General features: G+C 73.7%; 20 protein-coding genes and 2 pseudogenes. 5 read left to right on the top strand and 17 right to left on the bottom strand.

The genetic code is table 11. The features are described from left to right. Nucleotides 1–42: 42 nt before the first annotated feature. Nucleotides 43–457 (bottom strand): annotated as a pseudogene (locus PZB75_RS05105) (penicillin-binding transpeptidase domain-containing protein); the annotation flags it as partial. Between the two features lie 401 nt (nucleotides 458–858). On the opposite strand from PZB75_RS05105, the gene PZB75_RS05100 reads away from it, so the two are divergent. Both PZB75_RS05100 and PZB75_RS05095 read left to right on the top strand, forming a co-directional pair. Further along, nucleotides 859–1,581, top strand: a complete 723-nt coding sequence (locus PZB75_RS05100; protein ID WP_275534084.1) for a DsbA family oxidoreductase — start codon at nucleotides 859–861, stop codon at nucleotides 1,579–1,581. A gap of 102 nt (nucleotides 1,582–1,683) precedes the next feature. Then, entirely contained in the window at nucleotides 1,684–2,745 is a 1,062-nt protein-coding gene (locus tag PZB75_RS05095) for an aminotransferase class V-fold PLP-dependent enzyme (protein ID WP_275534083.1), read from the top strand. 154 nt (nucleotides 2,746–2,899) lie between these two features. Here PZB75_RS05095 and PZB75_RS05090 read toward each other — a convergent pair whose 3' ends face one another. The 6 genes from PZB75_RS05090 to PZB75_RS05065 all read right to left on the bottom strand — a co-directional run bounded on the left by PZB75_RS05090 (nucleotide 2,900) and on the right by PZB75_RS05065 (nucleotide 8,831). Next, the gene (locus PZB75_RS05090) at nucleotides 2,900–3,973 is read right to left on the bottom strand and encodes a VOC family protein (protein WP_275534082.1); all 1,074 of its coding nucleotides are present in this window, start codon (nucleotides 3,971–3,973) and stop codon (nucleotides 2,900–2,902) included. A gap of 143 nt (nucleotides 3,974–4,116) precedes the next feature. Next, complete coding sequence (thpD, locus tag PZB75_RS05085) at nucleotides 4,117–5,010, bottom strand: ectoine hydroxylase (RefSeq protein ID WP_275534081.1); 894 nt, start codon at nucleotides 5,008–5,010, stop codon at nucleotides 4,117–4,119. 3 nt (nucleotides 5,011–5,013) lie between these two features. Beyond that, nucleotides 5,014–5,412: an ectoine synthase gene (locus PZB75_RS05080; protein ID WP_275534080.1), complete on the bottom strand. Its 399-nt coding sequence runs from the start codon at nucleotides 5,410–5,412 to the stop codon at nucleotides 5,014–5,016. A gap of 101 nt (nucleotides 5,413–5,513) precedes the next feature. Beyond that, nucleotides 5,514–6,782: a diaminobutyrate--2-oxoglutarate transaminase gene (gene ectB / locus PZB75_RS05075; protein ID WP_275534079.1), complete on the bottom strand. Its 1,269-nt coding sequence runs from the start codon at nucleotides 6,780–6,782 to the stop codon at nucleotides 5,514–5,516. A 75-nt stretch (nucleotides 6,783–6,857) separates the two neighbouring features. Next, nucleotides 6,858–7,388: a diaminobutyrate acetyltransferase gene (ectA, locus tag PZB75_RS05070; protein ID WP_275534078.1), complete on the bottom strand. Its 531-nt coding sequence runs from the start codon at nucleotides 7,386–7,388 to the stop codon at nucleotides 6,858–6,860. Nucleotides 7,389–7,724: 336 nt separating this feature from the next. After that, on the bottom strand, nucleotides 7,725–8,831 hold the full coding sequence (locus PZB75_RS05065; protein WP_275538592.1) for an aminotransferase class V-fold PLP-dependent enzyme: 1,107 nt from the start codon (nucleotides 8,829–8,831) through the stop codon (nucleotides 7,725–7,727). 203 nt (nucleotides 8,832–9,034) lie between these two features. Between PZB75_RS05065 and PZB75_RS05060 the strand changes: the two genes are divergently transcribed. Further along, nucleotides 9,035–10,153 (top strand): amidohydrolase family protein, encoded by a 1,119-nt coding sequence (locus tag PZB75_RS05060; RefSeq protein WP_275534077.1) that lies wholly within the window; start codon nucleotides 9,035–9,037, stop codon nucleotides 10,151–10,153. Nucleotides 10,154–10,517: 364 nt separating this feature from the next. Continuing rightward, nucleotides 10,518–11,471, top strand: coding sequence for an SCO1860 family LAETG-anchored protein (locus tag PZB75_RS05055; RefSeq protein WP_275534076.1), 954 nt, complete (start codon nucleotides 10,518–10,520; stop codon nucleotides 11,469–11,471). Nucleotides 11,472–11,599: 128 nt separating this feature from the next. On the opposite strand, the pseudogene cobC reads toward PZB75_RS05055, so the two are convergent. From cobC to cobM, 6 genes and pseudogenes are all read right to left on the bottom strand, one after another. Next, nucleotides 11,600–12,694, bottom strand: a pseudogene (cobC, locus tag PZB75_RS05050) (Rv2231c family pyridoxal phosphate-dependent protein CobC); the annotation flags it as partial. After that, nucleotides 12,666–13,580, bottom strand: a complete 915-nt coding sequence (locus PZB75_RS05045) for a sirohydrochlorin chelatase (RefSeq protein WP_275534074.1) — start codon at nucleotides 13,578–13,580, stop codon at nucleotides 12,666–12,668. The pseudogene cobC and the gene PZB75_RS05045, both read right to left, overlap by 29 nt. A 73-nt stretch (nucleotides 13,581–13,653) precedes the next feature. Next, on the bottom strand, nucleotides 13,654–14,241 hold the full coding sequence (locus PZB75_RS05040; protein ID WP_275534073.1) for a precorrin-8X methylmutase: 588 nt from the start codon (nucleotides 14,239–14,241) through the stop codon (nucleotides 13,654–13,656). Beyond that, on the bottom strand, nucleotides 14,238–16,034 hold the full coding sequence (gene cobJ / locus PZB75_RS05035; RefSeq protein WP_275534072.1) for a precorrin-3B C(17)-methyltransferase: 1,797 nt from the start codon (nucleotides 16,032–16,034) through the stop codon (nucleotides 14,238–14,240). The genes PZB75_RS05040 and cobJ overlap by 4 nt, the downstream gene beginning before the upstream one ends. After that, nucleotides 16,031–17,302, bottom strand: coding sequence for a precorrin-6y C5,15-methyltransferase (decarboxylating) subunit CbiE (cbiE, locus tag PZB75_RS05030; RefSeq protein ID WP_343286219.1), 1,272 nt, complete (start codon nucleotides 17,300–17,302; stop codon nucleotides 16,031–16,033). The genes cobJ and cbiE overlap by 4 nt, the downstream gene beginning before the upstream one ends. A 236-nt stretch (nucleotides 17,303–17,538) precedes the next feature. Next, nucleotides 17,539–18,399 (bottom strand): precorrin-4 C(11)-methyltransferase, encoded by an 861-nt coding sequence (cobM, locus tag PZB75_RS05025; protein WP_275534071.1) that lies wholly within the window; start codon nucleotides 18,397–18,399, stop codon nucleotides 17,539–17,541. Nucleotides 18,400–18,529: 130 nt separating this feature from the next. Here cobM and PZB75_RS05020 point away from each other — a divergent pair, with 130 nt between their 5' ends. Next, nucleotides 18,530–19,255: a ZIP family metal transporter gene (locus tag PZB75_RS05020; protein WP_275534070.1), complete on the top strand. Its 726-nt coding sequence runs from the start codon at nucleotides 18,530–18,532 to the stop codon at nucleotides 19,253–19,255. Between the two features lie 23 nt (nucleotides 19,256–19,278). On the opposite strand, the gene cobI is transcribed toward PZB75_RS05020, so the two are convergent. From cobI to PZB75_RS05000, 4 genes are read right to left on the bottom strand one after another with little or no spacing between them, the layout of a single operon-like run. Then, on the bottom strand, nucleotides 19,279–20,019 hold the full coding sequence (cobI, locus tag PZB75_RS05015) for a precorrin-2 C(20)-methyltransferase (RefSeq protein WP_275538590.1): 741 nt from the start codon (nucleotides 20,017–20,019) through the stop codon (nucleotides 19,279–19,281). Between the two features lie 17 nt (nucleotides 20,020–20,036). Continuing rightward, nucleotides 20,037–21,419, bottom strand: coding sequence for a cobyrinate a,c-diamide synthase (locus PZB75_RS05010; RefSeq protein ID WP_275534069.1), 1,383 nt, complete (start codon nucleotides 21,417–21,419; stop codon nucleotides 20,037–20,039). Nucleotides 21,420–21,426: 7 nt separating this feature from the next. After that, on the bottom strand, nucleotides 21,427–22,026 hold the full coding sequence (gene cobO, locus PZB75_RS05005; RefSeq protein ID WP_275534068.1) for a cob(I)yrinic acid a,c-diamide adenosyltransferase: 600 nt from the start codon (nucleotides 22,024–22,026) through the stop codon (nucleotides 21,427–21,429). Then, nucleotides 22,026–24,074, bottom strand: a complete 2,049-nt coding sequence (locus PZB75_RS05000; RefSeq protein WP_275534067.1) for a putative cobaltochelatase — start codon at nucleotides 24,072–24,074, stop codon at nucleotides 22,026–22,028. The genes cobO and PZB75_RS05000 overlap by 1 nt, the downstream gene beginning before the upstream one ends. Between the last annotated feature and the right edge of the window lie 41 nt (nucleotides 24,075–24,115).

The following is a 24,115-nucleotide window of genomic DNA, read 5'->3' as shown; positions in this document are numbered from 1 at the left end:
CCGGAGCCGGCCCCCGCCCGGCCGTACGGACGGAGCGGGACCTCAGTCCGCCGCGAGTGCCGCCTCCATCATCTTCCGCGCGATCGGCGCCGCCAGGCCGTTGCCGCTGACCTCCGAACGCGCCGACCCCGAGTCCTCGACGACCAGCCACCGCGACCTCCCTGCCGCTGGAGCCGTCCTTCGCGTACGAGGTGAACCACGCGTACGGGGTGTTGCTGTTGTCGACCCCGTTCTGCGCGGTACCCGTCTTGCCGCCCACCTCGACGCCGGGAATGCGCGCATTGGTCCCCGTACCGTCCTCGACGACCGTGACCATCGCGTCGCGCAACTGCTCGGCGGTCGACTCCGAGACCACCCGCCGGGTGTTCCCGTCGGCGAAGTCCTCCAGGGTGTCGCCGTTCCCGTCCACCACCTTCGAGACCATGTGCGGCGCCGCCAGCTCGCCGCCGTTGGCGAGCGGCCGCCTGTCGTCTCCTTCGAACCGGTGACCGGGGAACCGGCCACGATGATGTCACCGAGCGGATGCGCGTACCGTGCGATCACGTTCCGCCGGTTGTGGTCGTCGTCTGTGAGAGCCCTGGCCTCGTACGCCTGCACCCAGGTCGCCCGCGCCAGCAGGCGAGGACCAGCAGCAGGCTGAAGACCGAAGCACGCCTGATCCTCTTGTTCGTCCCGTGCAGGGGACGAGTGGCCCGTGCCGCCGTGTTCCCGTCCGGGGCGCGTTCTCACCGACTTCTCACCTGCTCCCTCCCTCCCCGGGCGTCGGTGACCGGGAAGGGGAATGACCGGCCCCGGTCACGCGTTGCCCCGGGGAGCGGAGGACGCCTCCGCCCGGAAGAGTCTGGAGAGAAGAAGAGAATGCGCGTCGAGATCTGGAGCGACATCGCTTGTCCGTGGTGCTACATCGGCAAGGCCCGCTTCGAGAAGGCACTCGCCGGGTTCGCCCACCGTGACCAGGTCGAGGTGGTGCACCGCTCCTTCGAACTCGACCCGGGACGGGCCAAGGGCGACACCGTACAGGTCCTCGACATGCTGGCGCGGAAGTACGGCCGGACCCCGGAGGAGGCGCGTTCCATGGAGGCGAACGTCGCGGCCAACGCGCACGCCGAAGGACTCGGCTACCGCACCGAGGGCCGTGACCACGGCAGCACCTTCGACATCCACCGCCTGCTCCATCTGGCCGCGGCCCGGGGCCGTCAGGACGAACTGCTGGGGCTCGCCTACCGGGCGAACTTCGCCGAGGAGCGCTCGGTCTTCGACCCGCAGGTGCTGGTCGAGCTGGCCGTGGCGGCCGGACTCGACGCCGGGGAGGCGCGCGCCGTGCTCGCCGATCCGGACGCCTACGCCGAGGAGGTACGGGCCGACGAGCGTGAGGCGTCCGAACTCGGGGCCAACGCCGTGCCGTTCTTCGTGTTCGACCGGCGCTACGGGATCTCCGGCGGGCAGCCCGCCGAGGTCTTCGCCCAAGCCCTGGAACAGACGTGGAAGGACCGCCCGCCGGCCTTCGTCGGGGACGCCGGCGCCGCGGCCTGCGACACCGACGGGTCCTGCGAGGTGCCGCGGCCGGGCGGGACTGTCTGACCGGACGAGTCCGGCCACGCGCGGGGCGCTCCCGGAAACTGCCCGGGGGCGCCCCGCCCTTCCGTGATTGACGCCCCGTCGCCGGGCGCTCAGGCTGGTCCCATGGAGACCTCTTCGCTCATCCAGGTGGCACGCGCCGAGTTCGCGCCCCGGAACACGTACCTCAACACGGCGACCTGCGGACTGCTGCCCCGCCGCGCGGCCGAAGCGGTGAAGGCACTCGCCGAGGAGAACGCCGTGGGCAGCACGGCCGGTTCGGGGAGTTTCGAGGCCGTGGACGTGGTGCGGACCGCCTTCGCCCGGCTGGCCGGGGTCGGCGCGGACCGGGTCGCCATCGGAAGCTCGGTCACCGGCCATGTCGGACTGATCGCGGCCTCGTTGCCGCCGGGCGCCGAAGTCCTGTTCCCTGAGGGGGAGTTCTCCTCGGTGGTCAGCTCCTTCGCGAGCAGGGGCGACCTCAGGACGCGATACGTGCCGCTGGAGGCGCTGGCCGAATCGGTACGGCCGGACACCGCGCTCGTCGCGTTCTCCGCCGTGCAGTCCGCCGACGGGCGGGTCGCCGACCTGGCCGCGGTGCGGGCGGCCGCGGCCGTGCACGGAGCCCGCACCCTCCTCGACGCCACCCAGTCCGCCGGGTGGCTCCCGCTGGACGCGGGGGCGTGGGACTACACGGTCACCGGCGGCTTCAAGTACCTGCTCTGCCCGCGCGGCGTGTCGTTCCTGACCGTCACCGAGGACGCGCAGGAGGCCCTGCGGCCCCTGGCGGTGGGCTGGGTGGCGGCCGACGACCGCGCGAACAGTCTCTACGGACCGGTCGGCCGGCTTTCCACGGCGGCCCGGCGTTACGACGACTCACCGGTCTTCCTCGCCCACTACGGCGCCGAGCGGTCGCTCGCCCTGCTGGCGGAGGTCGGTGTCGAGGCGGTGTACGCCCACAACACGGGCCTCGCGGAACGCCTCCGTACGGGCCTCGCCGCGCTCGGCCACAAGACCGTCCCCGAGAAGTCCGCGACCGTCGCGGCACCGGGACTCGGCAGCCGTGAACCGGAGCTGTCCCGGGCCGGCGTCCTGGCCGCGGACCGGGCCGGAAACCTGCGGGTGTCGTTCCACCTGTACAACACCGAGGCCGACGTGGACCGGGTGCTGGACGTCCTCGCGGGCTGAGCGGACCGGACGGACCGCGTGGACAGGACGGACCGCGTGGACAGAACGGCGGCCCGCATGCGCCCGCCTGCGCGGACCCGCCCGCGCCCGACCGACCGCCCGCGCCCGCCCGTCCACGCCCCGGTCCGGCCCCGTATCGCTCCCGGACGTCCGCTCAGGCCGAGTCCAGCGGAGCGCTGTGCCAGCGCCATGAGGTGACGCGGGGCTGGCCGGGCAGGTCGGCGCGGCCGGTGGCCCAGCGCAGCACGGTCCAGCGGACGGACGCCGCCCCTGTGCCCCCGCTTCCGGCCTCGGCCCCGTGGCCCCTGGCCTCGCCCTTCGGTGCGTCCGGGAAGAGCCGGGCCAGCACCCGGTCGCAGAGCGCGTCGGGCGGCGTCCAGCCGATGCCGAGGCCCTGGGCGATGTCGTCCGTGTGCAGCAGGGTCTCCACGATCCCCATGGCGGCGAATCCCTCCGGATCGGCCACCCCGAAGCTGTGGTGCGCGCGGACACCGGGCGACGCCGTGCGCACCATCGCGGTCAGCAGGGCGCCGTTCGCCTCCACCGTCCGCAGCAGACCGGCGACTCCGGCGGCCGGGTCCGCGAACACCGCGTTCGACGGGCCGCCCTCGCGGGCCGGAGCCCAACGGAACGGCACGTCGTGGTCCAGCGGGGGCCTGCGCGGGCCCAACTGCGCGGCATAGGCGAAGAGATCGTCCCCCAGATGCTCCGCCGTCTCCCAGCAGCTCCACGCAAGGGTCCCGGCCGGGACGGTCCAGTCCGCGGCCGCCGCCTCGGCGAGCGTGTCGACGGCCAGTCGTACCGCCGTCGCCACGTCGTCCGGGGTGACCGGTGGCCGTGAACCGGTCAGTGCGGCGCGTTCGGCGGCGCCGCACTCCACGCAGAACTCGTTGCCCTCAGGATCTGCCAGGGTCGCCCATCCTCGCCCGTCCGGCCGGCGGTGGTCGCCGACCAGGGTCGCTCCGAGGGCCAGCAGCCGCTCGACCTCCTCGTCCCGGGTGCGGTCCTGCGGCTGGAGGTCGAGATGCAGACGGTTCTTGAGGCCCTTCGTCCTCGGGTCCGGTACGGCGACGAACAGCAGCGCGGCGCCGGGGGACTCGACGAGCGCCTCGGGATCACCGGGCCGGTCGTCGTCGGAGAGCGGGGCGTTCAGCGCCTCGGCCCAGAACGTGCCCAGCCGGTAGGCGTCGGTGCAGTCGATGGTCACATGGCGTACGTGTGAAGTCATGGGCCTCACTCTCGCCGGGCGCCGGGGACGGAAGCCAACGGGTTGTCGCGACGACGGGGTGGGGCGGCACGGTTTCCCGTACCGCCCCACCCCGTCATGACCGCATCACGCGGCGTGTCACCTCACCCGGTCACCCCGGACGCTCACCTCACCGGGGTGAAGTCGCGCGCCCCGATGAACTCGGGGCGTCGGATCGGCGCCGCGAACGGTTCCCGCGCCGCGTTCTCCACGCTGTTGAAGACGATGAAGACGTTGCTGCGCGGGTACGGGGTGATGTTGTCGCCCGAGCCGTGCATCGCGTTGCAGTCGAACCAGGTCGCCGAACCGGGCCTGCCGGTGAAGAGCCTGATGCCGTGCCGGTCGGCCATGCGCGTCAGCGCCTCGTCGGACGGGGTGCCGGCGTCCTGCATCTGGAGGGACTTCTTGTAGTTGTCCTTCGGCGTCTCGCCCGCGCAGCCGAGGAACGACTTGTGCGAGCCGGGCATGATCATCAGCCCGCCGTTGGTGTCGTAGTTCTCGGTCAGCGCGATCGAGACGGACACCGTCCGCATGTTCGGCAGGCCGTCCTCGGCGTGCCAGGTCTCGAAGTCGGAGTGCCAGTAGAAGCCCGAAGCCCCGAACCCCGGCTTCACGTTGATCCGGGACTGGTGGACGTACACGTCGGAGCCGAGGATCTGCCGGGCCCGGCCCACGACGCGCTCGTCGGCGACCAGCCGGGCGAAGACCTCGCTGAGCCGGTGGACCTCGAACACCGACCGTACGCTCTGTGACTTCGGCTCGATGATCGAGCGCTCGTCGGCCCGCACCGAGGGATCGGCGATCAGCCGCTCCAGTTCGTCGTGGTAGCCGGCGACCTCGTCCGGCTCGATCAGCTGGTCGACGGTGAGGAAACCGTCGTGCTCGAAGCTCTGGAGATCCTTCGCGGCGATCGGGCCCGCAGCGCCGGGCGCGGACCAGACGACCGGGTCCTGGCGGGGAGTGGTCATCTCGGCGGCGCCACGCGTGGGGTACAGATCGGCGCGTACATCGGTGGTCATGGTTCAGCCCTCCTCGGTCAGCAGCGGGTAGACGCCGTTCTCGTCGTGGTCCTCCCGTCCGGTGACGGGAGGGTTGAACACGCAGACGCAGCGGAAGTCCGTCTTGGGCCGCAGCGTGTGGTGCTCGTGCCCGTCGAGCAGATACATCGTGCCGGGGGAGATCCAGTGCTTCTCGCCGGTGTCGTCGTTGGTGAGTTCGGCCTCGCCCTCGGTGCACAGCACGGCCTCGATGTGGTTCGCGTACCACATCGACGTCTCCGTGCCCGCGTACAGCACGGTCTCGTGGAGCGAGAAGCCGACCTTCTCCTTGGCGAGCACGATGCGCTTGCTCTCCCAGGTGCCCGAGGCGGACCTCACATGCCGGTCGGTGTTCTCGATGTCGCTGAACGAACGGACAATCACGGTGAGTTGGTGCCTCTCTCTGCTCTGTGGTGTGTCGCTGTATCGATGCGTCCCCGGGCCGGGCCGGGAGACGCGGTCTCCCGGCCCGGCAGGGGGAACGGTCAGGCGGTCTCCCGGACGGAACGGGCCAGCGTGCGCAGGCCCTCGTCCAGCTCTTCGGGGGTGACGGTCAGCGGCGGCAGCAGCTTGACGACCTCGCTCTGCGGACCGGAGGTCTCCACCAGGAGCCCCAGCTCGAAGGCGCGGCGGCACACCTCCACCGCGCGGGCGGGGTCGGCGAACTCCATGCCCCAGACCAGGCCGCGGCCACGGAACCGGGCGCCGAGCCGGGAGTGCTCGTCGCAGATGGCCAGCAGCGCCTGCTCGACCTGCTCGCCGCGGACCAGGGTCTGCTTCTCCATCTGGCCGTCCGCCCAGTAGGCGTCGAGGGCGGCGGTGGCGGTCACGAACGCGGGGTTGTTGCCGCGGAAGGTGCCGTTGTGCTCGCCCGGCTCCCAGACGTCCAGCTCCGCGTTGAACAGGACGAGCGCCATGGGCAGCCCGTAGCCGCTGATGGCCTTCGACAGGACGACGATGTCCGGGGTGATGCCGGCCTCCTCGAAGGAGAAGAAGCCGCCGGTTCGGCCGCAGCCCATCTGGACGTCGTCGACGATCAACAGCATGTCGCGGCGGTGGCACAGATCGGCCAGCGCGCGCAGCCACTCCGGACGGGCCACGTTGATGCCGCCCTCGCCCTGCACGGTCTCCACGATCACCGCGGCGGGCTTGTTCAGACCGGAACCCTGGTCCTCCAGCAGCCGCTCGAACCAGAGGAAGTCCGGCACCTGGCCGTCGAAGTAGTTGTCGAACGGCATCGGCGTGCCGTGCACCAGCGGGATACCGGCGCCGGCCCGCTTGAAGGCGTTGCCGGTGACGGCGAGCGAGCCCAGCGACATGCCGTGGAAGGCGTTGGTGAACGAGATGATCGACTCACGCCCCTTCACCTTGCGGGCCAGCTTCAGCGCGGCCTCGACCGCGTTGGTGCCGGTCGGACCGGGGAACATCACCTTGTACGGGAGGTCACGCGGGCGCAGGATCGTGTTCTGGAAGGTCTCCAGGAACGCCCGCTTGGCGGTGGTCGCCATGTCCAGGCCGTGGGTGATGCCGTCGCGCTCGATGTAGTCGATCAGCGCGCGTTTCAGCACCGGGTTGTTGTGGCCGTAGCTGAGCGTGCCGGCGCCGGCGAAGAAGTCGAGGTACGAGTGGCCGTCCTCGTCGGTCAGGCGGCTTCCCTGCGCGCGGTCGAACACCGCGGGCCAGCTGCGGCAGTAGCTCCGTACTTCCGACTCCAGGGTCTCGAAAACACTCAGGGCGGGCGGGGTGATGGTCACAGGGCATCTCCTGATCGAGAAGGGGGCGGGGGCTCCGGGCGACGGCGGGCCCCGGTCGGGGGCCCGGCCCCGGGGCTATACGTGGAAGGGACCGATCCGGTGGAGGACTTCCGGCAGATGGGTGTCCTCGGGGAACAGCTCGCCGTCGAACAGCACCTCGCGCTCCAGGGCCACGCCGTGGCGCCGGGCGTACGAGGTGAACAGCCGGTCCGACGCGGCGTTGTCCGGCGTGATGGTCGTCTCGACCGAAACCAGGCCCTGGTCGGCGGCGACCCGTGCGGTCAGCGCGTCCAGCAGCTTGGCGGCCAGACCCTGCCCGCGGTGGCCGCTGTCGACGGCGACCTGCCAGATGACCAGGGTCTCGGGGCGGTCGGGGCGGATGTACCCCGTCACGAAGGCGACCGGGGAGCCGGTCTCGTCGCGGGCGACCACGGAGGTCGCGGCGAAGTCACGGCACCACAGCAGATAGCTGTACGAGGAGTTCAGGTCCAGGACCTCGGAGTCGCGGGCGATGCGCCATATCGCGGCCCCGTCCTCCACTCGTGGGGTGTCGATGGTGAGGTATTCGCTTCGGGCACGTGCAAGGTCTGCTGGTGCTGCGGTCATGCGAATTGAATTTACCCAGCAAATTCTCAAATTGCATCGAGGCAGAGGGTTGGGTGAGCCGGACCGTTGTGTTATCACGCGGGCGCGTGCTCCCGCGCGATTTGCCTGCATTATCTCGGTATTTGACCCGAATTAAACCGGCATAACGCCCCCCGGTGTGGAGTCGGTCACAAGGTGGTAACTCTCCGGAGGGCCGTCCGAATTAAGCAGATTGACCTTTCATAGGCCGTTGACGGAACAACTTCGAACTGAGGCGTTTAGGTTTCCCGAAAGCGGGCAGAAGAATGCGGGAAGCTGCTCTCGTAAAGCAGCTTCCCGCATTAATGAATTATTAATTCATTCGCTCGGCCAGGTGTCCGAAACGGCCTTGCGGGCAGCTTCGAGGTCGACCCGCCGACCGGTGTCCGCCAGCGCCGCGCCCAGCGCGGCGAGCGACGACAGCACCGTGCCCCGGGTCGCGTCCTTCCCGTAGTGGTTGACCCGGATCATCTCCTTGGCCAGTGCGCCGCCGCCCGCGATCAGCGGCAGCGACGGATCCGCGGCGAGCGCCTGGGTGACCAGCTCCGACGCGTCGGTCCCGTCCGGGGCGCGGAGCGTCGTCGCGACCGGTGCGGCGTCGGCGGCGTCCCGGACGTACGGTTCGAGCCCGCCGCCGAGCGCCGACGCGCCGGCCCGCGTCGCGGCGGCGGCCAGGGCGTGCCGCGCCATCAGCGCGTCGAGCCCCTCCGACTCGATCCGCTCGACACACGCCTCCAGCGCCAGCATCTCCAACTGCGCGGGGGCGTGCGGCAGGGCCTTGCGGCCACCGTCGATCCAGCGCTCCTTCCAGTCGAGGAGCGAGAGGTACGAACGGCGCGGGGCCCGCGGGTTCGCCGTGAGCCGGGCCCAGGCGCGTGGGCTCACCGAGACCGCGGACACTCCGGCGGGACCGCCCATCGCCTTCTGCGCGCCGATCACGCACAGGTCCACGCCCCAGGCGTCCGGCAGCAGTGGCTCGGCGCCCACCGAGGCGACGGCGTCCAGCATGAACAGCGCGCCGTGCGCCCTGACCACCTCACCGATCTCCGCCACCGGGTTGGTGTTCCCGGTCGCCGCCTCGGCGTGCACCAGCGAGACGAAGTCGATCTCCGGACGAGTGGCCAGCGCCTCGGCGACCTGATCGGCGGTGACCGCGGTGTGGAACGGCACCGTCAGATCGACGACGGTCGCGCCGCAGTCCCGCAGCCAGTTCCCGAAGGTCTGTCCGTACGGGCCGGTCACCACGTTCAGCGCGGTCGAACCGGGTGCCGCGCCGCCCCGGACGCAGCCTTCGAGGGGCAGCAGCGCCTCGCCCTGCGTGATGACGACGTCCTGCTCGGTGGCGAGGAGGGAGGCCACCCGCCGCTCGATCGCGGCGAAGTGCGCGGCGGTGAGCGGGGCGAGGTCGAGGAAGGGGTGCGTCACGGTGGTGCTCTCTTCGGATCGGTCCACGGTTCGACGGGCGAACTCTTTTCCGTCGAGCGTAACGGTCCACCCACGGCGGGTGAGCGGACCGGCGGGCGCCGTCGCGGGGCGCCGGGAGCCCGCTCCCCGCCGTGGGGGAGCCCGTGGGAGCCGTCCGGCGGGCGGCTCCCGGGCGCGCGTACCCGCCTCGTACAGTGCTCCGCATGAGCGATCACAGCGGGCGGAGGGCGGCCGGGGAGTTGCGGGTGCTGCGGGTGAAGGGGCGGGTCCTGGTCGGTCCGCAGGAGGTCAGGGACGAGGTCTGGGCGGTCGACGGGCGGATCACGTACGAGCGGCCGGCCGGCGCGGACGACGCGGTGACCGTCACCGGCTGGGCGCTGCCCGGACTGGTCGACGCGCACTGCCATGTCGGCCTCGACGCGCACGGGCCGGTCTCCTCGGCGGTCGCCGAGGAGCAGGCCGTCACCGACCGGACGGCGGGGACGCTGCTGATCCGGGACGCGGGGTCGCCCTCCGACACCCGCTGGATCGACGACCGGGAGGACCTTCCGAAGATCATCAGGGCCGGCCGGCACATCGCCAGGACCCGCAGATACATCCGCAACTACGCCCATGAGATCGAACCGGGCGACCTGGTCGCCTACGTCGCCCGCGAGGCGCGGCGGGGCGACGGCTGGGTGAAGCTGGTCGGGGACTGGATCGACCGGGAGGCCGGGGACCTGACGGCCTGCTGGCCGCGCGGCGAGGTCGAGGCGGCCATCGCGCAGGCGCACCGGCTGGGCGCCAGGGTCACCGCGCACTGCTTCGCCGAGGACTCGCTGCGCGATCTGGTCGAGGCCGGCATCGACTGCGTGGAGCACGCCACGGGTCTCACCGAGGACACCATCCCGCTCTTCGCGGAACGCGGCGTCGCGATCGTGCCGACGCTCGTCAACATCGCCACGTTCCCCGCGCTCGCGGCGGGCGGCGAGCGGAAGTTCCCCCGCTGGTCGGCGCACATGCGGCGGCTGCACGAGCGCAGGTACGACACCGTGCGCGCGGCGTACGACGCCGGTGTCCCGGTGTTCGTCGGCACCGACGCGGGCGGTTCGCTGGCCCACGGTCTGGTCGCGGCGGAGGTGGCGGAACTGGTGAAGGCGGGCATCCCGGCCGCGGAGGCGCTCTCCGCGACGACCTGGGGGGCCCGGCGCTGGCTCGGCCGGCCCGTCCTCGAAGAGGGGGCGCCCGCCGACCTGGTGGTCTACGACGAGGACCCGCGAGCGGACGTGCGGGTCCTGGGGGCGCCGCGCCGGGTGGTGCTGAACGGGCGCGTCATCGGCTGACACCGCCCATCCCCTCGCCCTCACCGGGAGCGGCGTGGTGTTGACGGACCGGTGACCGGGACGCGGCTCTCTCGTTGCAGCACCTTCGCCAGGACCCCGGTTCAGGGCGCGCACACCTCGGTCCGGTCAACACTCGTACCACAGGCTCGGCGAAACGGGTGATGCCGAGGGGCGTGCGTGGAACGCGTGTGCAGAGAGAATCGAATACGGTCGCGAAAACCCCCCTTTGGGGTGAACTCACGTCATGTGTCTGCTGGTTCACCCTCTGTGCGTAAAGATTTCGGGGTCGAGGCCACCGGTGCCCGCGATGTCCCCCTTCGGACGGCGCCGGTGGCTCCATGTCTCCTGTGAGGGTTCCACCATCTTGAACAGCAACATCTTCCGTCCGGCCGCCCTGGCGTTCGCCGCCGCACCCGTCGCCCTGCTGGTCGCGGTCCCGGCCCAGGCGGCCCCGGCCACCGTCGCCGCTCCGGCCACCGCCCCGGCCGAGGGCGGTGGCGGCCGGGCGAGCGCGGTCGTGCTCCGTACCGGACTCGACGTCTCGCTCCTCAACAAGACGGTCGACGTACCGCTCAGGGTCGCGCTCAACGAGGTGCAGGCCCCGGCGAGCGCCGAGAAGACCGCGCTGACCGTGCGGTTGGACGGTGTGGACCAGGGGAGGCCGTTCAGCGTGCTGCGCGCCGACGTGGCCACCGCGAAGGCCACCGTCGACGCGCGCGGGGCCGAGGGGCACACCGACCTCGTGAAGGCCCGGGTCCATGTGCCGGGGCTGCCGCTCCTCTCGCTCGTCGAGGTCGAGCAGGTCACCTCCAAGGCGGTGTGCGCGGTCGGCGGGAAGCCGGTCGCCGACGCGAACGTGCTCGGGCAGGTGACGGTCCTCGGCAAGCGCGTCACGCTCACCGCGGGCGGCACCACCGAGGTCAGCGTTCCCGGGGTGGGCGAGGTGACCCTCGACCTGTCGAAGAGGACCACCACCTCACGCACCGCGGCGGCCGCCGCCCTCCGGCTGAAGGTCTCGGTGAACCCGCTGAAGCTCAACGTCGCGGACGTACGGGGCGAGATCACACTGGCCGAGGCGACCTGTGAGACGCCCGAGGAGGCCGGGAAGCCGGTCGACGACAAGGGGGAGGGCGGCGGTACGAAGCCCCAGACCGCTACCGACCCGACACCGGTGGCCGCCCCGGCCCCGGACGTCGCCGAGAACCTCGCGGAGACCGGTGGCAGCTCGAAGACGCCGTACATCGCGGGCGGCGCCGCCCTGCTGCTGGCGGTCGGCGCGGGCGCCATGGTGGTGACCCGCCGCCGCGCCCGGAACTGACGCGACGGCGGACGGACCCGAAGGGGAGAACCGGGGGAGACCCGGGGAGAGACCCGAGGGGGCGGAGAGGGCGGCGTTCCGGCGGAGGAGCGCCGCCCCCTCCGGGGGTGTCGGCCTTACCGGGGCCGTCAGCCGCTGCCGGTGGTCGGCAGCGCCTGGAGCGCCTTGTCGAGCGCTTGGAGGAATCGGTTCGTCGTGGTCCTGTCCCGGACCGCGAGCCGCAGCCACCCCGGTCCCAGCCCCGGGAACGTGTCACCGCGCCGCGCCGCGAACCCCAGCGCCCGCAGCCGCTCCCGGACCTCGGCCGCCCGCTCCAGCCGGACCAGGACGAACGGGCCCTCGGCCGGCTCCACCACCCGTATCTCCGGGAACTCCGTCAGGCCCGCCACCAGATGGGCCCGGTCGACCGCGACCCGCCTCGCCGCACCGGCCGCCTCGGCCAGCGCCCGGGGCTCCACGCACGCCTCGGCCGCCACCAGCGCCGGGGACGACACCGGCCACAGCGGCTGCGCCCCGGCCAGCGTGGCGACCGTCTCCGGGTCGGCCACCGCGTAACCGACCCGCAGCCCGGCCAGCCCCCACGTCTTCGTGAGGCTCCGCAGCACCACGAGCCCGGGGATGTCCGTGCGTCCGCACAGCGCCTCACGCTCGTCGGGCACCGCGTCCATGAACGCCTCGTCGACCACCAACGTGCGGCCGGGGCGGGCCAGTCGCTCCAGCGTCCCGGCCGGGTGGAGCACCGACGTGGGGTTCGTGGGGTTGCCGATCACCACCAGGTCGGCGTCCTGGGGGACGGCCGCCGGGTCCAGCCGGAAGCCGTCCCCGGCGCGCAGCAGCACGCGTTCCACCTCGTGCCCGGCCGCGCGCAGCGCCGCCTCCGGCTCGGTGAACTGGGGGTGTACGACGACCGGGCGGCGGACCGGCAGCGCCCGTGCGATCAGCACGAACGCCTCCGCCGCGCCGGCCGTCAGGAGCACGCGTTCCGGCGGCAGTCCGTGCCGCGCGGCGACCGCCGCACGGGCGGTCCGGTCATCCGGGTAGACGGCCAGTGAGTCGAGCGATGCGGCGATTCGTTCCTTGAGCCAGTCCGGCGGGGTACCGGTACGGACATTGACGGCGAGATCGGTCAGATCCCCGTCCCGTACCTCCGCGTCACCGTGGTGCCGCAGGTCGTGCCCGCCGATGTGGGGGGTCTCAGTGGGTGTGTGCATGCTCGCCATGGTGAGGGTGGTGGTGATGGCCGTCGTCGTCGGGGTGGAAGTGCGGCTGCTGGACGAGTCCCACCTTGTCCTCGAAACCGGGCATGGCGATCCGGTACACGCACGAGTCGCAGTTCATCCGCAGATCGCCCTCCACCGCCTCCTGGTAACGCTCCATCACCAGACCGACCAGCTCCTCGGCGGCCCCGATCACCTCGGCCGGGCGGACCTCGGTCCCCGGGTGCGCGGCGGACCACTCCTCTGTCTGGTGCCGGACCCGGTCCGGGAGGACGCCGGTGAACAGGAAGTACGGCAGGACGACCACCCGTCGGGCACCCAGCCGCACGCACCGGTCGAGTCCGGACGGCACGTCGGGGGCCGCCAGCGACACGAACGCCGTCTCGACACCCGCGTAACCCCGGCCCTCCCACAGCAGGCGCGCGGCCTTGTACACCTCGGAGTTGGCGTCCGGGTCGGTCGAGCCCCGGCCGACCAGCAGCACCGTCACCTCGGAGCGGTCCGTGTCGCCGATGACCTCGTCGATCCGCCGCTCCAGCACGGACAGCAGCGCCGGATGCGGGCCGAGCGGGCGGCCGTAGGTGTACGAGATGCCGGGGTGGCGCTCCTTCTCACGGGACAGCGCGGCCGGTATGTCGCCCTTGGCGTGGCCGGCGGACACCAGCATCAGCGGGACGGCGGCGAAGCGGCTGACGCCGCGCCCGACCAGCTCGGCGACCGCGTCGCCGAGCGGCGGCGGTGACAGCTCGATGAAGCCGCCCACGACGGGCAGTTCGGGGTGGCGGCGGCCCAGTTCCCGGACGAAGTCGCGGAAGGCGGCGGCTCCGCCCTCGTCCCGGGTGCCGTGACCGGCGACGAGCAGGGCGGGCGGGGTGGATGACGGGGTGCTCACTGGTTCTCCTCGGAGAGTGGGGGTGAATGGGGTGAGGTGGGGGCGGGGGACGGCGGGGGCCCGCGCCCGTGGGTCAATCGCTCGTCCCGGGGCCGGCCGGGTGGTACAGCAGGGCGTTGAGGGCGGCGGCGGCGACCGCGGAGCCACCCTTCTCGGAGACGTTGCTGACGGCGGGCAGACCGCTCGCGCGCAGCGCCGCCTTGGACTCGGCGGCCCCGACGAAACCGACGGGCAGTCCGATGACGAGGGCGGGCGCCGCGTCGAGCACCAGCAGCTCCTCCAGCGCGGTGGGCGCGCAGCCGATCACCCAGACCGCTCCGGGGCCGACCTGCTCGTACGCCAGCCGCACCGCGTGCGCGGACCGGGTGAGGCCGGGCCCCGAGCGGGCCTCCTTGAGGCGGCACACCGTCTCGCGGCGGGTGATGCCCGCGGCGACCATCTCGACGTCGGTGACGACGGCCGCCCCGGCGTGCAGCGCGGCGTGCGCGGCGACCAGGGACGCCTCGTCGCAGACCAGGTCGTCGGCGTAGCCGAGATCGGCCGCCGAGTGGATGACCCGCTCCACGACGGCCCGGGTCAGCGGCGCGAAGTGCGAGGTGTCCAGGCGGGCGCGCAGCCGGCGGAACGACTCCTGCTCGATGGGATGGACGATCCGGTTCACTTCGCGTCCTCCCGCCCGGCGGCCGTCGAGTTCTGCCAGCGGTAGCCCCGGGGCGTCACCATCCGCCCCGCGATCTCCCGCGTCGCCGTGTTGCCGACGGTCACCACCGTCATCATGTCGACCGTCGCCGGGTCCAGCGCCGCCAGGGAGGTGACCCGGCCGCTCCCGTCGGGGCGCGAGGCGTTGCGTACGACACCGACCGGCGTTGTCGGCTCCCGGTGCCCGGCCAGGATCGCCAGGGCCTTCGGCAACTGCCAGTCACGGCCCCGGCTGCGCGGGTTGTAGAAGGTCACGACGAGGTCGGCCTCGGCCGCCGCCCGCACCCGCCGCTCGATGACCTCCCACGGCGTGTGCAGATCGGACAGGCTGATCGACACATGGTCGTGGCCCAGCGGGGCGCCCAGGATCGCGGCGGCGGCCAGCGCGGCCGTCACCCCCGGTACCCCCACCACGTCGATGTCGGCGCCCGCCTCGGCGAGCGCGGGCGACGCCATCGCGTACACCCCCGCGTCACCGCTGCCGATCAGCGCGACCGCGTGGCCCTCGCGCGCCTCGGCGACGGCCGTGCGGGCCCGCTCCTCCTCGGCGCCGAGCCCCGACTCCAGGACCCTGGTGCCCGGCCGCAGCAGATCCCTGATCTGGTCGACGTACTGATCGAGCCCGACCAGCACCGAAGCGCGCCGCAGCTCCTCACGGGCGCGCGGCGTCAGCAGATCGCGGGCGCCGGGGCCGAGACCGACGACGGCCAGCCGCCCGCGCGGTGCCCGGCGGGCCACCGCGCAGGTGGCCATCGCGGCCCGTCCCTCGGGGCTCGACTTCCGCTTGGGCACCAGGAGTTCGTCGGCGTGGGCCAGCGCCGCGGCCTCCGCGACCGACGGTGTGCCGACGGCGGCCAGCGGCGCCCCGGACGGGTTCGGCACGTCGATCCCCGCCAGTACGTCCGCCGGGTACGTGCGCAGCGGCACCCCGAGCCGCGCGGCGGCCTCGACGACGCCCGCTTCGTCCGCCTTGGCGTCGACCGTCGCCAACTCGGCGACGGAGAGCGGTGAGAGACCCGCGTCGCGCAGCGCCGACGCGACGAGCTCCAGCACCTCGGCGGCAGTGACGCCACGGCTCGCGCCCACGCCGACGACCAGCGAGGCGGGCCGCAGCACCGCTTCCCGGTCGCCCGGTCCGACGATCCGGTCGGTGATCCGCAGCACGGCCCGACTCCGCGTCGCGGAAGGCGAGTCGGGTGAGGAGGACGGGTCGGGTGACGACGGCGAGTCGGCCGAGGATCGCGAGTCGGGCGAGGGCGGTGTCACGTTCGCCGGGAGCGGCGGCAGCGGCCACACCGCGTCCGCGCGCAGTTCCACCGGCTCACCGTCCAGGACCGCCCGCGTCACCGCGGCGACCGCGCCCTCCACCGGGAGCCCCAGGGTGTCCAGGCCCGGCACGTCCACCGCGTCCGTCGCCGTGGTGATCACCGGGGCGCAGCCCAGCACCTCGGCCACCGCGTGCGCCAGCGCGTTGGCGCCGCCGCCGTGGCCGCCGAGCAGCGCCACCGCGTGCCGTCCCGCCTCGTCGACGCAGACGACACCCGGGTCCGTGGCCTTGTCCGTGAGCAGCGGGGCGATCAGCCGCACCGTCGCCCCGGCGGCCAGGAAGCACACCACCTGCTCGCACTCCGTGAACGCCCGCCGCACGGCCTCGCGCACCGGACCCTCGTACACCAGGGTGCGGCCCGGCCAGGCCGCGGCCAGCCGGTCGCGGGCGACGGTGCCCGCCGCAGTGGCGGATATCAGGCCGATCACTGGTTCGCTCCTTCATTCGCACGGGCCGCGGGGCGGTCGCCCCACAGCAGGAAGACCGGGTTGGCCGCGGCGAGCCGGGTCACCCCGCCCGGCAGCGGGGCCAGCCGGGACGACTGGAGGAGTACGCCTTCGGCGGCGAACCCGGCGGCGGCCAGCGCGGACCGCACCTCGGGCACCCGGTCCAGGGCCGCCAGCGCGACCACCACCGTGCGCCGCGCCCGGTGCGCGCACGCCGTGACGATCGCGGGCAGATCCCCTCCGCCGCCCCCGACGAACACCGCGTCCGGGTCGGGCAGCGCGGACAGCGCTTCCGGGGCCGAGCCGTGGACCGCGCGCACGTCCACTCCGTGCGCCGCCGCGTTCGCCCTGATCCGTTCGACGCCGTCGGCGGCCTTCTCCACGGCGACGGCGGCGGCGCCCAGCCGCGCGCACTCCACCGCGACCGAACCCGATCCGGCACCGATGTCCCACACCAGGTCGCCGGTGCGCGGTCCGAGCCGGGCCAGCGCCAGCGCCCGTACCTCGAACTTGGTGATCATCGAGTCGCGGTGCTCGAACTCCGCCTCGTCCAGCGCCCACCGGCCGGTGCGGACCGGGCCCGCCACCGTCCGTACCGGCGACAGCGCCCGCCGCTCGTCCAGGCACAGCACCACGCTCACCGGGTCCGGCCAGTCGCGGGCCACCGCCTCCCGGGGCGTCAGCCGCTCCAGGCGCTCCCGCTCCGGATCACCGAGCGCCGTCGCCACCACCAGGGTCCGCCCCGGCGCCGAGTGCGCCAGACCGGCCGCCAGCTCGGCGGGCCCGGCGCCCGGCCCGGTGAGCACCGCCACCTTCGGGTGGGCCAGACAGGCGTTCACCGCCGTGCGCGGGTCCCGGCCGTGCGCGCTCACCACGACGGCGTCGTCCCACGCGAGCCCCAGCCGGGCGAACGCCACCGCGACCGACGGCGGGCCGGGCCGCACGTCCAGCGCGTCGGGCCCGAACCGCTCGGTCAGGGCCCGGGTGATCCCGAAGAAACCGGGATCGCCGGAGGCCAGCACGACGATCCGGGCGCCCGGATCGCGCAGCTGCTCCCCGATCCGGTCGAGGGCGGGCGCCAGTGGCCCGAGCACGAGCCGCTCCGCCGCCGGGGGCGGGTCGGCGGCCTCCAGGTGCCGCCGGGCGCCCACCACCAGCGTCGCCGTGGCGAGCGCGGCGCGGGCCCCGGGGGAGAGCGGCGTGCCCGTACCCGTACCGAACACCCCGATCCGCGCACCCGGCGCGGGCACCGGGGGAGCGGGAGAGTGGGCGGGGGCGGGGGCGGGGGAAGCGGAGGCGGGGGCAGCCGGTGAAGAAGGGGACACGGGAGAGGGAGCGGGGGCGGGAGAGGTTGGGGGAGCGGCAGAGTCAGCGGAGGCGGCAGAGCCTGCTGATGCGGGAGAGGCCGGTGGAGTGGGGGAGCTTGCGGATGCGGAAAAGGCCGGTGGAGCGGCAGATTCAGCGGAGGCGGGAGACGCCGGGGAGGTCATGACGTGGACCGCCGGGCGCGCAGTTCGCCGCGGGCCGCCTTGTCCGCCTTGCGGAAACCGTGGAAGTGACCCGGGTGGTAGAGGTGCGAGCGCGTCCCCGACGCGGACAGCGCGGGACCCACCAGGAACAGCGTGTGCTTCCACAGCCGGTGCTCCTTGACCGTGGCCTCCAGGGTCTCGATCGTGCAGTGCAGGATCAGCTCCTCGGGCCAGGTCGCCTGGTACGCGATCACGACCGGGGTGGCGGTCGGATAGCCGCCCTCCAGCAGTTCCTGAGTCAGCTGCCCGGACCGCGCCGCCGACAGGAACACCGCCATCGTCGTGCCGTGCCGTGCGAACTCCCGGACCTCCTCGCCCGGCGGCATCGGCGTCTTCCCGCCGCCCAGCCGGGTCAGGATCACCGACTGCGCGACCTCCGGGATCGTCAGCTCCCGCCCGGCGATCGCCGCGACCGCCGAGAACGACGACACGCCCGGCACGATCTCCACCGCCACGCCCAGCTCCGCGCACCGGTCGACCTGTTCCTGGGTGCCGCCCCACAGGGCCGGATCACCGGAGTGGATTCTCGCCACCCGCAGTCCCTCGGCGGCGGCCCGCTCGTACACGGCGACGACCTCCTCAAGGGACATCCGCGCCGAGTCCAGGATCTCCGCACCCTCCCGGGCGTGCTCCAGGACCTCCTCCTGCACCAGGCTCGCCGCCCAGATGACGATGTCGGCGTCCGCGATGGCGCGGGCGGCCCGGAAGGTCAGCAGATCGGCGGCGCCGGGGCCGGCACCGACGAAGGTGACCTTGCCGTCGGTGCGCGCCGGGGCGCTCGGGGCGGCTCGGCCTGCGGTGTCGGCTGCTTCGGACATGGCTCGGGGGTCCTTTCGGGGACGGGCATACGGGCGGGGCGTACGGGGGTGTACGGGACGGGCGGGACGGGGCGGGGAGGGCGGCGGACCGGAGATGCGGGCACCGGGGTCAATCGGCTAGCAAGAGCCCATGGCAGTGTTCGTCGCGCTCGGCGCGTTCCTGATGACCCTGGCCGGTGGCTGGGTCGCCCAGCGCGTCACCGACCGCCGCCACCTGGTGCTGGGGTTCGCGGGCGGGCTGATGCTCGGCGTGGTCGGTCTCGATCTCCTGCCGGAGGCGGTCGACGCGGCGGGCGACGACATCTTCGGGGTCCCGGCGGCCCTGCTGCTGTTCGTGGGCGGCTTCCTCGTCGCCCACCTGGTGGAGCGGCTGCTCGCCGTGCGTCAGGCGGCGCACGGCGCGGGCGACGAACGGGTGCCGCAGGTGGGGCTGACCGCCGCGGCGGCGATGGTCGGCCACAGCCTCGCGGACGGGGTGGCGCTCGGCGCCGCGTTCCAGGTCGGCGGCGGCATGGGCGCCGCCGTGGCGCTCGCCGTCATCACCCATGACTTCGCGGACGGGTTCAACACGTACACCCTGACCAGCCTGTACGGAAACGCCCGCCGCAAGGCCCTGCTCATGCTGGCCGCGGACGCGCTCGCACCGGTCGTGGGCGCCGCGACCACCCTGCTCTTCACCCTCCCGGCCGAACCGCTCGGCTGCTATCTCGGCTTCTTCGGCGGAGTGCTCCTCTACCTCGCCGCGGCCGAGATCCTGCCCGAGGCGCACCACGACCACCCGGCCCGCTCGACGCTGCTGTGCACCGTCGCCGGGGTGGGCTTCATCTGGCTGGTGGTGGGCATCGCGGGGGAGTGAGCGCCGCGCCACCCGGGCCACGGTCACAACTTGCCGCCACGGCCGCCGTGCCGGGGCGCGGGCGCGATCAGCGTCGACAGATACGGCAGCGGGCCCTCGGCCAGCTCCGCCGCCGGACGGATCGACTCCTCCGCGAGTCCGAGCGCCGACCCCCACACCGCGCCCTCGGTCCGGCCCGTCTCACGCAGCGCCGTCGCCACCTCGGCGGCCAGCCGCCCGAACTTGTACGCCACGACCGTCCCCGGCCCCTCCAGGGCCTCCTTCAGCGCGGCGGACCCGGCCGTCACCGGCACCAGTGTCAGCGGCTCGGTGCCCTCGGTCAGCACCGCGCCGCTGCGCGCCGCGAGGTCCTGCATCGCCGTGATGCCGGGGACGGTCGTGACCTCCGTGCCCGGCAGCAACTCGCCGACGGTCTGCGCGAGATACGTGAACGTCGAGTACACGTTCGGGTCGCCGATCGTCGCGAACGCCACCGAGCCCCGGGCCCGCAGCAGTTCGACGACCCGGCCGCCCGCCGCGTCCCACGCCGCCTCCCGGCGGGCCCGGTCGGTCCGCTCGTTCAGCGCGAACACCACCCGGACGACCTTCGACGCGTCGACGTAGTGCAGCACGGTCGCCTCGGCCCGTCCGCGCTCGCCGGTGTCCATCACGGGCACGACCACCACGGCGGCGGCGCGCAGCGCGTTCACCCCCTTGACGGTCACCAGTTCCGGGTCGCCGGGGCCCACCCCGACCCCCACGAGGCTGTTCACTGCCCGGTCCATCTCTCGCACCTCGTGGTTCATCCCTCGCACCTCTCGACGAAACGGCGGGCCGTACCCGGCGCCGCCGCCCAATGCGTATGCAGATAGCTCGCGTGCACGCCCCGCCGTACGAAGCCCTCCACCCGCCGCTCCGGCGACCGGATTCCCCAGGCGGGGGACGGCCCCGCGCCGGGCTCCAGCACCGTGCGGTGGAACTCGTGCCCGCGCGACCGGGTGCCGGCGACGGCCAGCACGCTGTCCGAGACGGCCACCGCGTCCCGGTAGCCGAGTGTCAGCCGCGACGACATCCGGGCCTCGGCGTCCAGCACCCCGCACATCGGCAGGCCGTCGAGCGAACGCGCCAGATAGAGCAGCCCCGCGCACTCGGCGGCCACCGGGGCCCCGGAGCGGGCCAGCGCGGCGACGGCCGCCCGCAACGGCTCGTTGCCGGACAGCTCGGGCCCGTACACCTCGGGGAAACCGCCCCCGACGACCAGACCGCGGGTACCGGGCGGCAGGGACTCGTCCCGCAGCGGGTCGAACGGCACGACATCGGCCCCGGCGGCGGCGAGCAGTTCCGTGTGTTCGGCGTACGAGAACGTGAAGGCGGCCCCGGCGGCGACGGCCACCACCGGACGCCCGGACGCGCCCGGCACCCCGCCACCGCTGTCCCCGTCCCCGGCCCCGGCCACCGCCTGCGCCGGGTCCCACGCCGGGGTGTCCAGCCGGGGCGCGTTCCGTGCCAGCGCCAGCAGGGCGTCCAGGTCGCACCCGGCCCGCACCCGGTCCGCCATCGCCGCGACCGACGCCACCGCGTCGTCCCGCCGCTCGGCCACCGGCACCAGACCCAGATGGCGCGACGGAGTCCCGACCGGCCCGGCCCGGCGCAGCGCCCCGAGCACCGGCACCCCCGACTCGTCCAGCGCCTCGCGCAACAGCGCCTCGTGCCGGTTTGAGCCGACCTTGTTCAGGATCACCCCGCCGATCCGCATCCCCGGGTCCCACGAGGCGAATCCGTGCACCAGCGCCGCCACCGACCGGGACTGCGACGAGGCGTCCACGACCAGCACCACCGGGGCCCGCAGCAGCTTCGCCACCTGCGCGGTGGACGCCAGCTCGCCCTCGCCCGACGCCCCGTCGTACAACCCCATCACCCCCTCGACGACCGCCAGGTCACAGCCCGCCGCACCATGCGCGAACAGCGGTGCGATCAGCCCGGGACCGCACAGGTACGCGTCGAGGTTGCGGCCCGGACGGCCGGTCGCCAGCGCGTGGTAACCGGGGTCGATGTAGTCGGGCCCGACCTTGTGCGGGGACACGGCGAGGCCCGCCGCCGCGAAGGCCGCCATCAGGCCCGTCGCGACGGTCGTCTTGCCACTGCCGGAGGAGGGCGCGGCGATCACCAGACGCGGAACGTTCACCGCACACTCACCATTCGATGCCCCGCTGGCCCTTCTGACCGGCGTCCATCGGATGCTTCACCTTCGACATGTCGGTCACCAGATCGGCGGCCGCCACCAGCTCCGCCGGCGCGTTGCGCCCGGTGATCACCACGTGCTGGGTCCCGGGACGGTCGCGCAGCACCTCGATCACCTCCGCGGTGTCCACCCAGCCCCAGTGCATGGGATACGCGAACTCGTCGAGCACGTACAGCGTGTACCGCTCGGCGGCCAGATCGCGCTTGACCTGCTCCCAGCCCTCGCGGGCCGCCTCCTCGTTGTTCAGCTGCCGGTCGCGCTGCACCCACGACCAGCCCTCGCCCATCTTGTGCCAGTCGACCGTGCCGCCCTCGCCGCTCGCGCCGAGGACCTTCAGCGCGTTCTCCTCGCCGACCTTCCACTTCGCCGACTTCACGAACTGGAAGACCCCGATCGGCCACCCCTGATTCCAGGCGCGCAACGCCAGCCCGAAGGCCGCCGTCGACTTCCCCTTGCCGATGCCCGTGTGCACCACGAGCAGCGGACGGTTGCGGCGCTGACGCGTGGTGAGCCCGTCGTCCGGCACACTCGCCGGCTGTCCCTGCGGCATTACGCGGCCCTCCCGGCTGCCTGGACGTCCTTGACCAGTCCGGCGATCGAGTCGGCCCGCAGCTCGTCGAGCGTCACGGCCGTCCCGCCCAGCTCACGCGCCAGGCTCCCGGCGAGCCCGAGCCGCACCGGCCCCGACTCGCAGTCCACGACCACCGACGCCGTCCCCTCGGCCTGGTGCAGCCGGCCGGCCCGCGCCGCCAGCGCCACCGGCGCGGGCCCGCCCGTCGCCCGCCCGTCCGTCACCACGACCAGCAGCGGCCGCCGCGACGGATCGCGCAGCCGCTCCACCCGCAGCACGTCGTGCGCCTTGAGCAGCCCGGCCGCCAGCGGGGTGCGCCCGCCGGTCGGCAGCGTCTCCAGCCGGGCGGCGGCGGTGTCCACCGACGACGTCGGGGGCAGCACCACCTCGGCGTCCCGGCCCCGGAACGTCACCAGCCCCACCTTGTCCCGCCGCTGGTACGCGTCCAGCAGCAGCGAGAGCACCGCGCCCTTCACCGCGCTCATCCGCTGCCGGGCCGCCATCGACCCCGACGCGTCCACCACGAACAGCACGAGGTTGCCCTCACGCCCCTCGCGGGTCACCTGCCGCAGATCGTCCCGCCGCACCACCAGCCCGCGCCCGGACCGGCCCCGCGCCCGCTGATGCGGCGCGGCGGCCACCACGGTCGCCGCCAGGTGCAGCTTCGTCAGCGCCCCCCGGGGCCGTCGTGCCCCGGTCGTCCTGCCGTGCTCGGTACGCGCCCGGGAGCGCCGTCCCGCCGCGCCCTCGCCCAGACCCGGCACGCTCAGCGTCTTCGTGCGGAACGGCTCGGCGGACCGTACGGCCCGCTGCTCACCGCCACCGCCGGACGGCCGTCCCTGACCGGCCTCGCCCTGCTCGGGTTCGGGCCGCGCGGGCGTGTCGCCCTCGCCCTCCTCGGCCTCCGGCTCGGCCCCGGGCGGGGTGTCGGGTCCCTCGCCGCCGGCGTCGCCCCGCGGCGGCCGGCCGCCGCCGTCGGGCCCGCCGTCCCCGTCGGGGTCCGGGTCGTCGTCCTCGCCGCTGTTGCGCTCCAGCGTGTCGTCGAGCTTGTCCTCGTCGAGGCCCGGCGCGTCGAACGGATTGCGGCGGCGGCGGTGCGGGAGCGCCAGCAGGGCGGCCTGCCGCACGTCCTCGGCGAGCACGTCGCCGCGCCCGGCCCACGCGGCCAGCGCGGTCGCGGTACGCGCCATCACGATGTCCGCCCGCATCCCGTCGACCTCGAAGGCCGCGCAGGTCGCCGCGATCTGCCGCAACGCCCCGTCGCCCAGCCTGACCCGGGGCAGCAGGGCCCGCGCGGCGACGATCCGGTCCCGCAACGCCCGTTCCTCGTCGGCCCATCGGGCGGCGAACGCCTCGGGGGCGTCGTCGTACGCCAGCCGGCGCCGCACCACCTCGACCCGCTCGTCGGTCTCCCGGGACGCGGCGACCTCGACGGTCAGCCCGAACCGGTCGAGCAACTGCGGGCGCAGCTCGCCCTCCTCGGGGTTCATCGTCCCGACGAGCAGGAACCGGGCGGCGTGCCGCACCGAGACGCCCTCGCGCTCCACGTACGAGGCACCCATGGCGGCGGCGTCGAGCAGCAGGTCCACCAGGTGGTCGTGGAGGAGGTTGACCTCGTCGACGTAGAGGATGCCGCGGTGCGCGTCGGCCAGCAGCCCCGGCTCGAACGCCTTCACGCCCTCGGCGAGCGCCCGCTCGATGTCGAGCGCCCCGACGAGCCGGTCCTCCGACGCGCCGACCGGCAGCTCCACCGTCCGCGCGTCCCGCGACACGCCCGTACCCGCCTCGTGGGGGCCGTCGGGACACGCCGGATCGGGCGACGCCGGGTCGCAGGAGAACCGGCAGCCCGCGACGACATCCACCCGCGGCATCAGCGCGGCCAGGGCGCGCACCGCCGTCGACTTGGCGGTGCCCTTCTCACCCCGCACGAGCACGCCGCCGACGGCCGGGCTGATCGCGTTCAGCAACAGCCCGAGCCGCAGATCGTCCTGCCCGACTATCGCGGTGAAGGGGTACGGGGTACTCACAAGGCCTCCTCGGTCGAACGTTCCATCCACGCGGCGCGGCC

Source organism: Streptomyces sp. AM 4-1-1 (assembly GCF_029167625.1).
GTDB lineage: Bacteria > Actinomycetota > Actinomycetes > Streptomycetales > Streptomycetaceae > Streptomyces.
The sequence above is the reverse complement of the archived record's forward strand: the minus strand, read 5'-3'. Positions and strand labels throughout refer to the sequence as shown.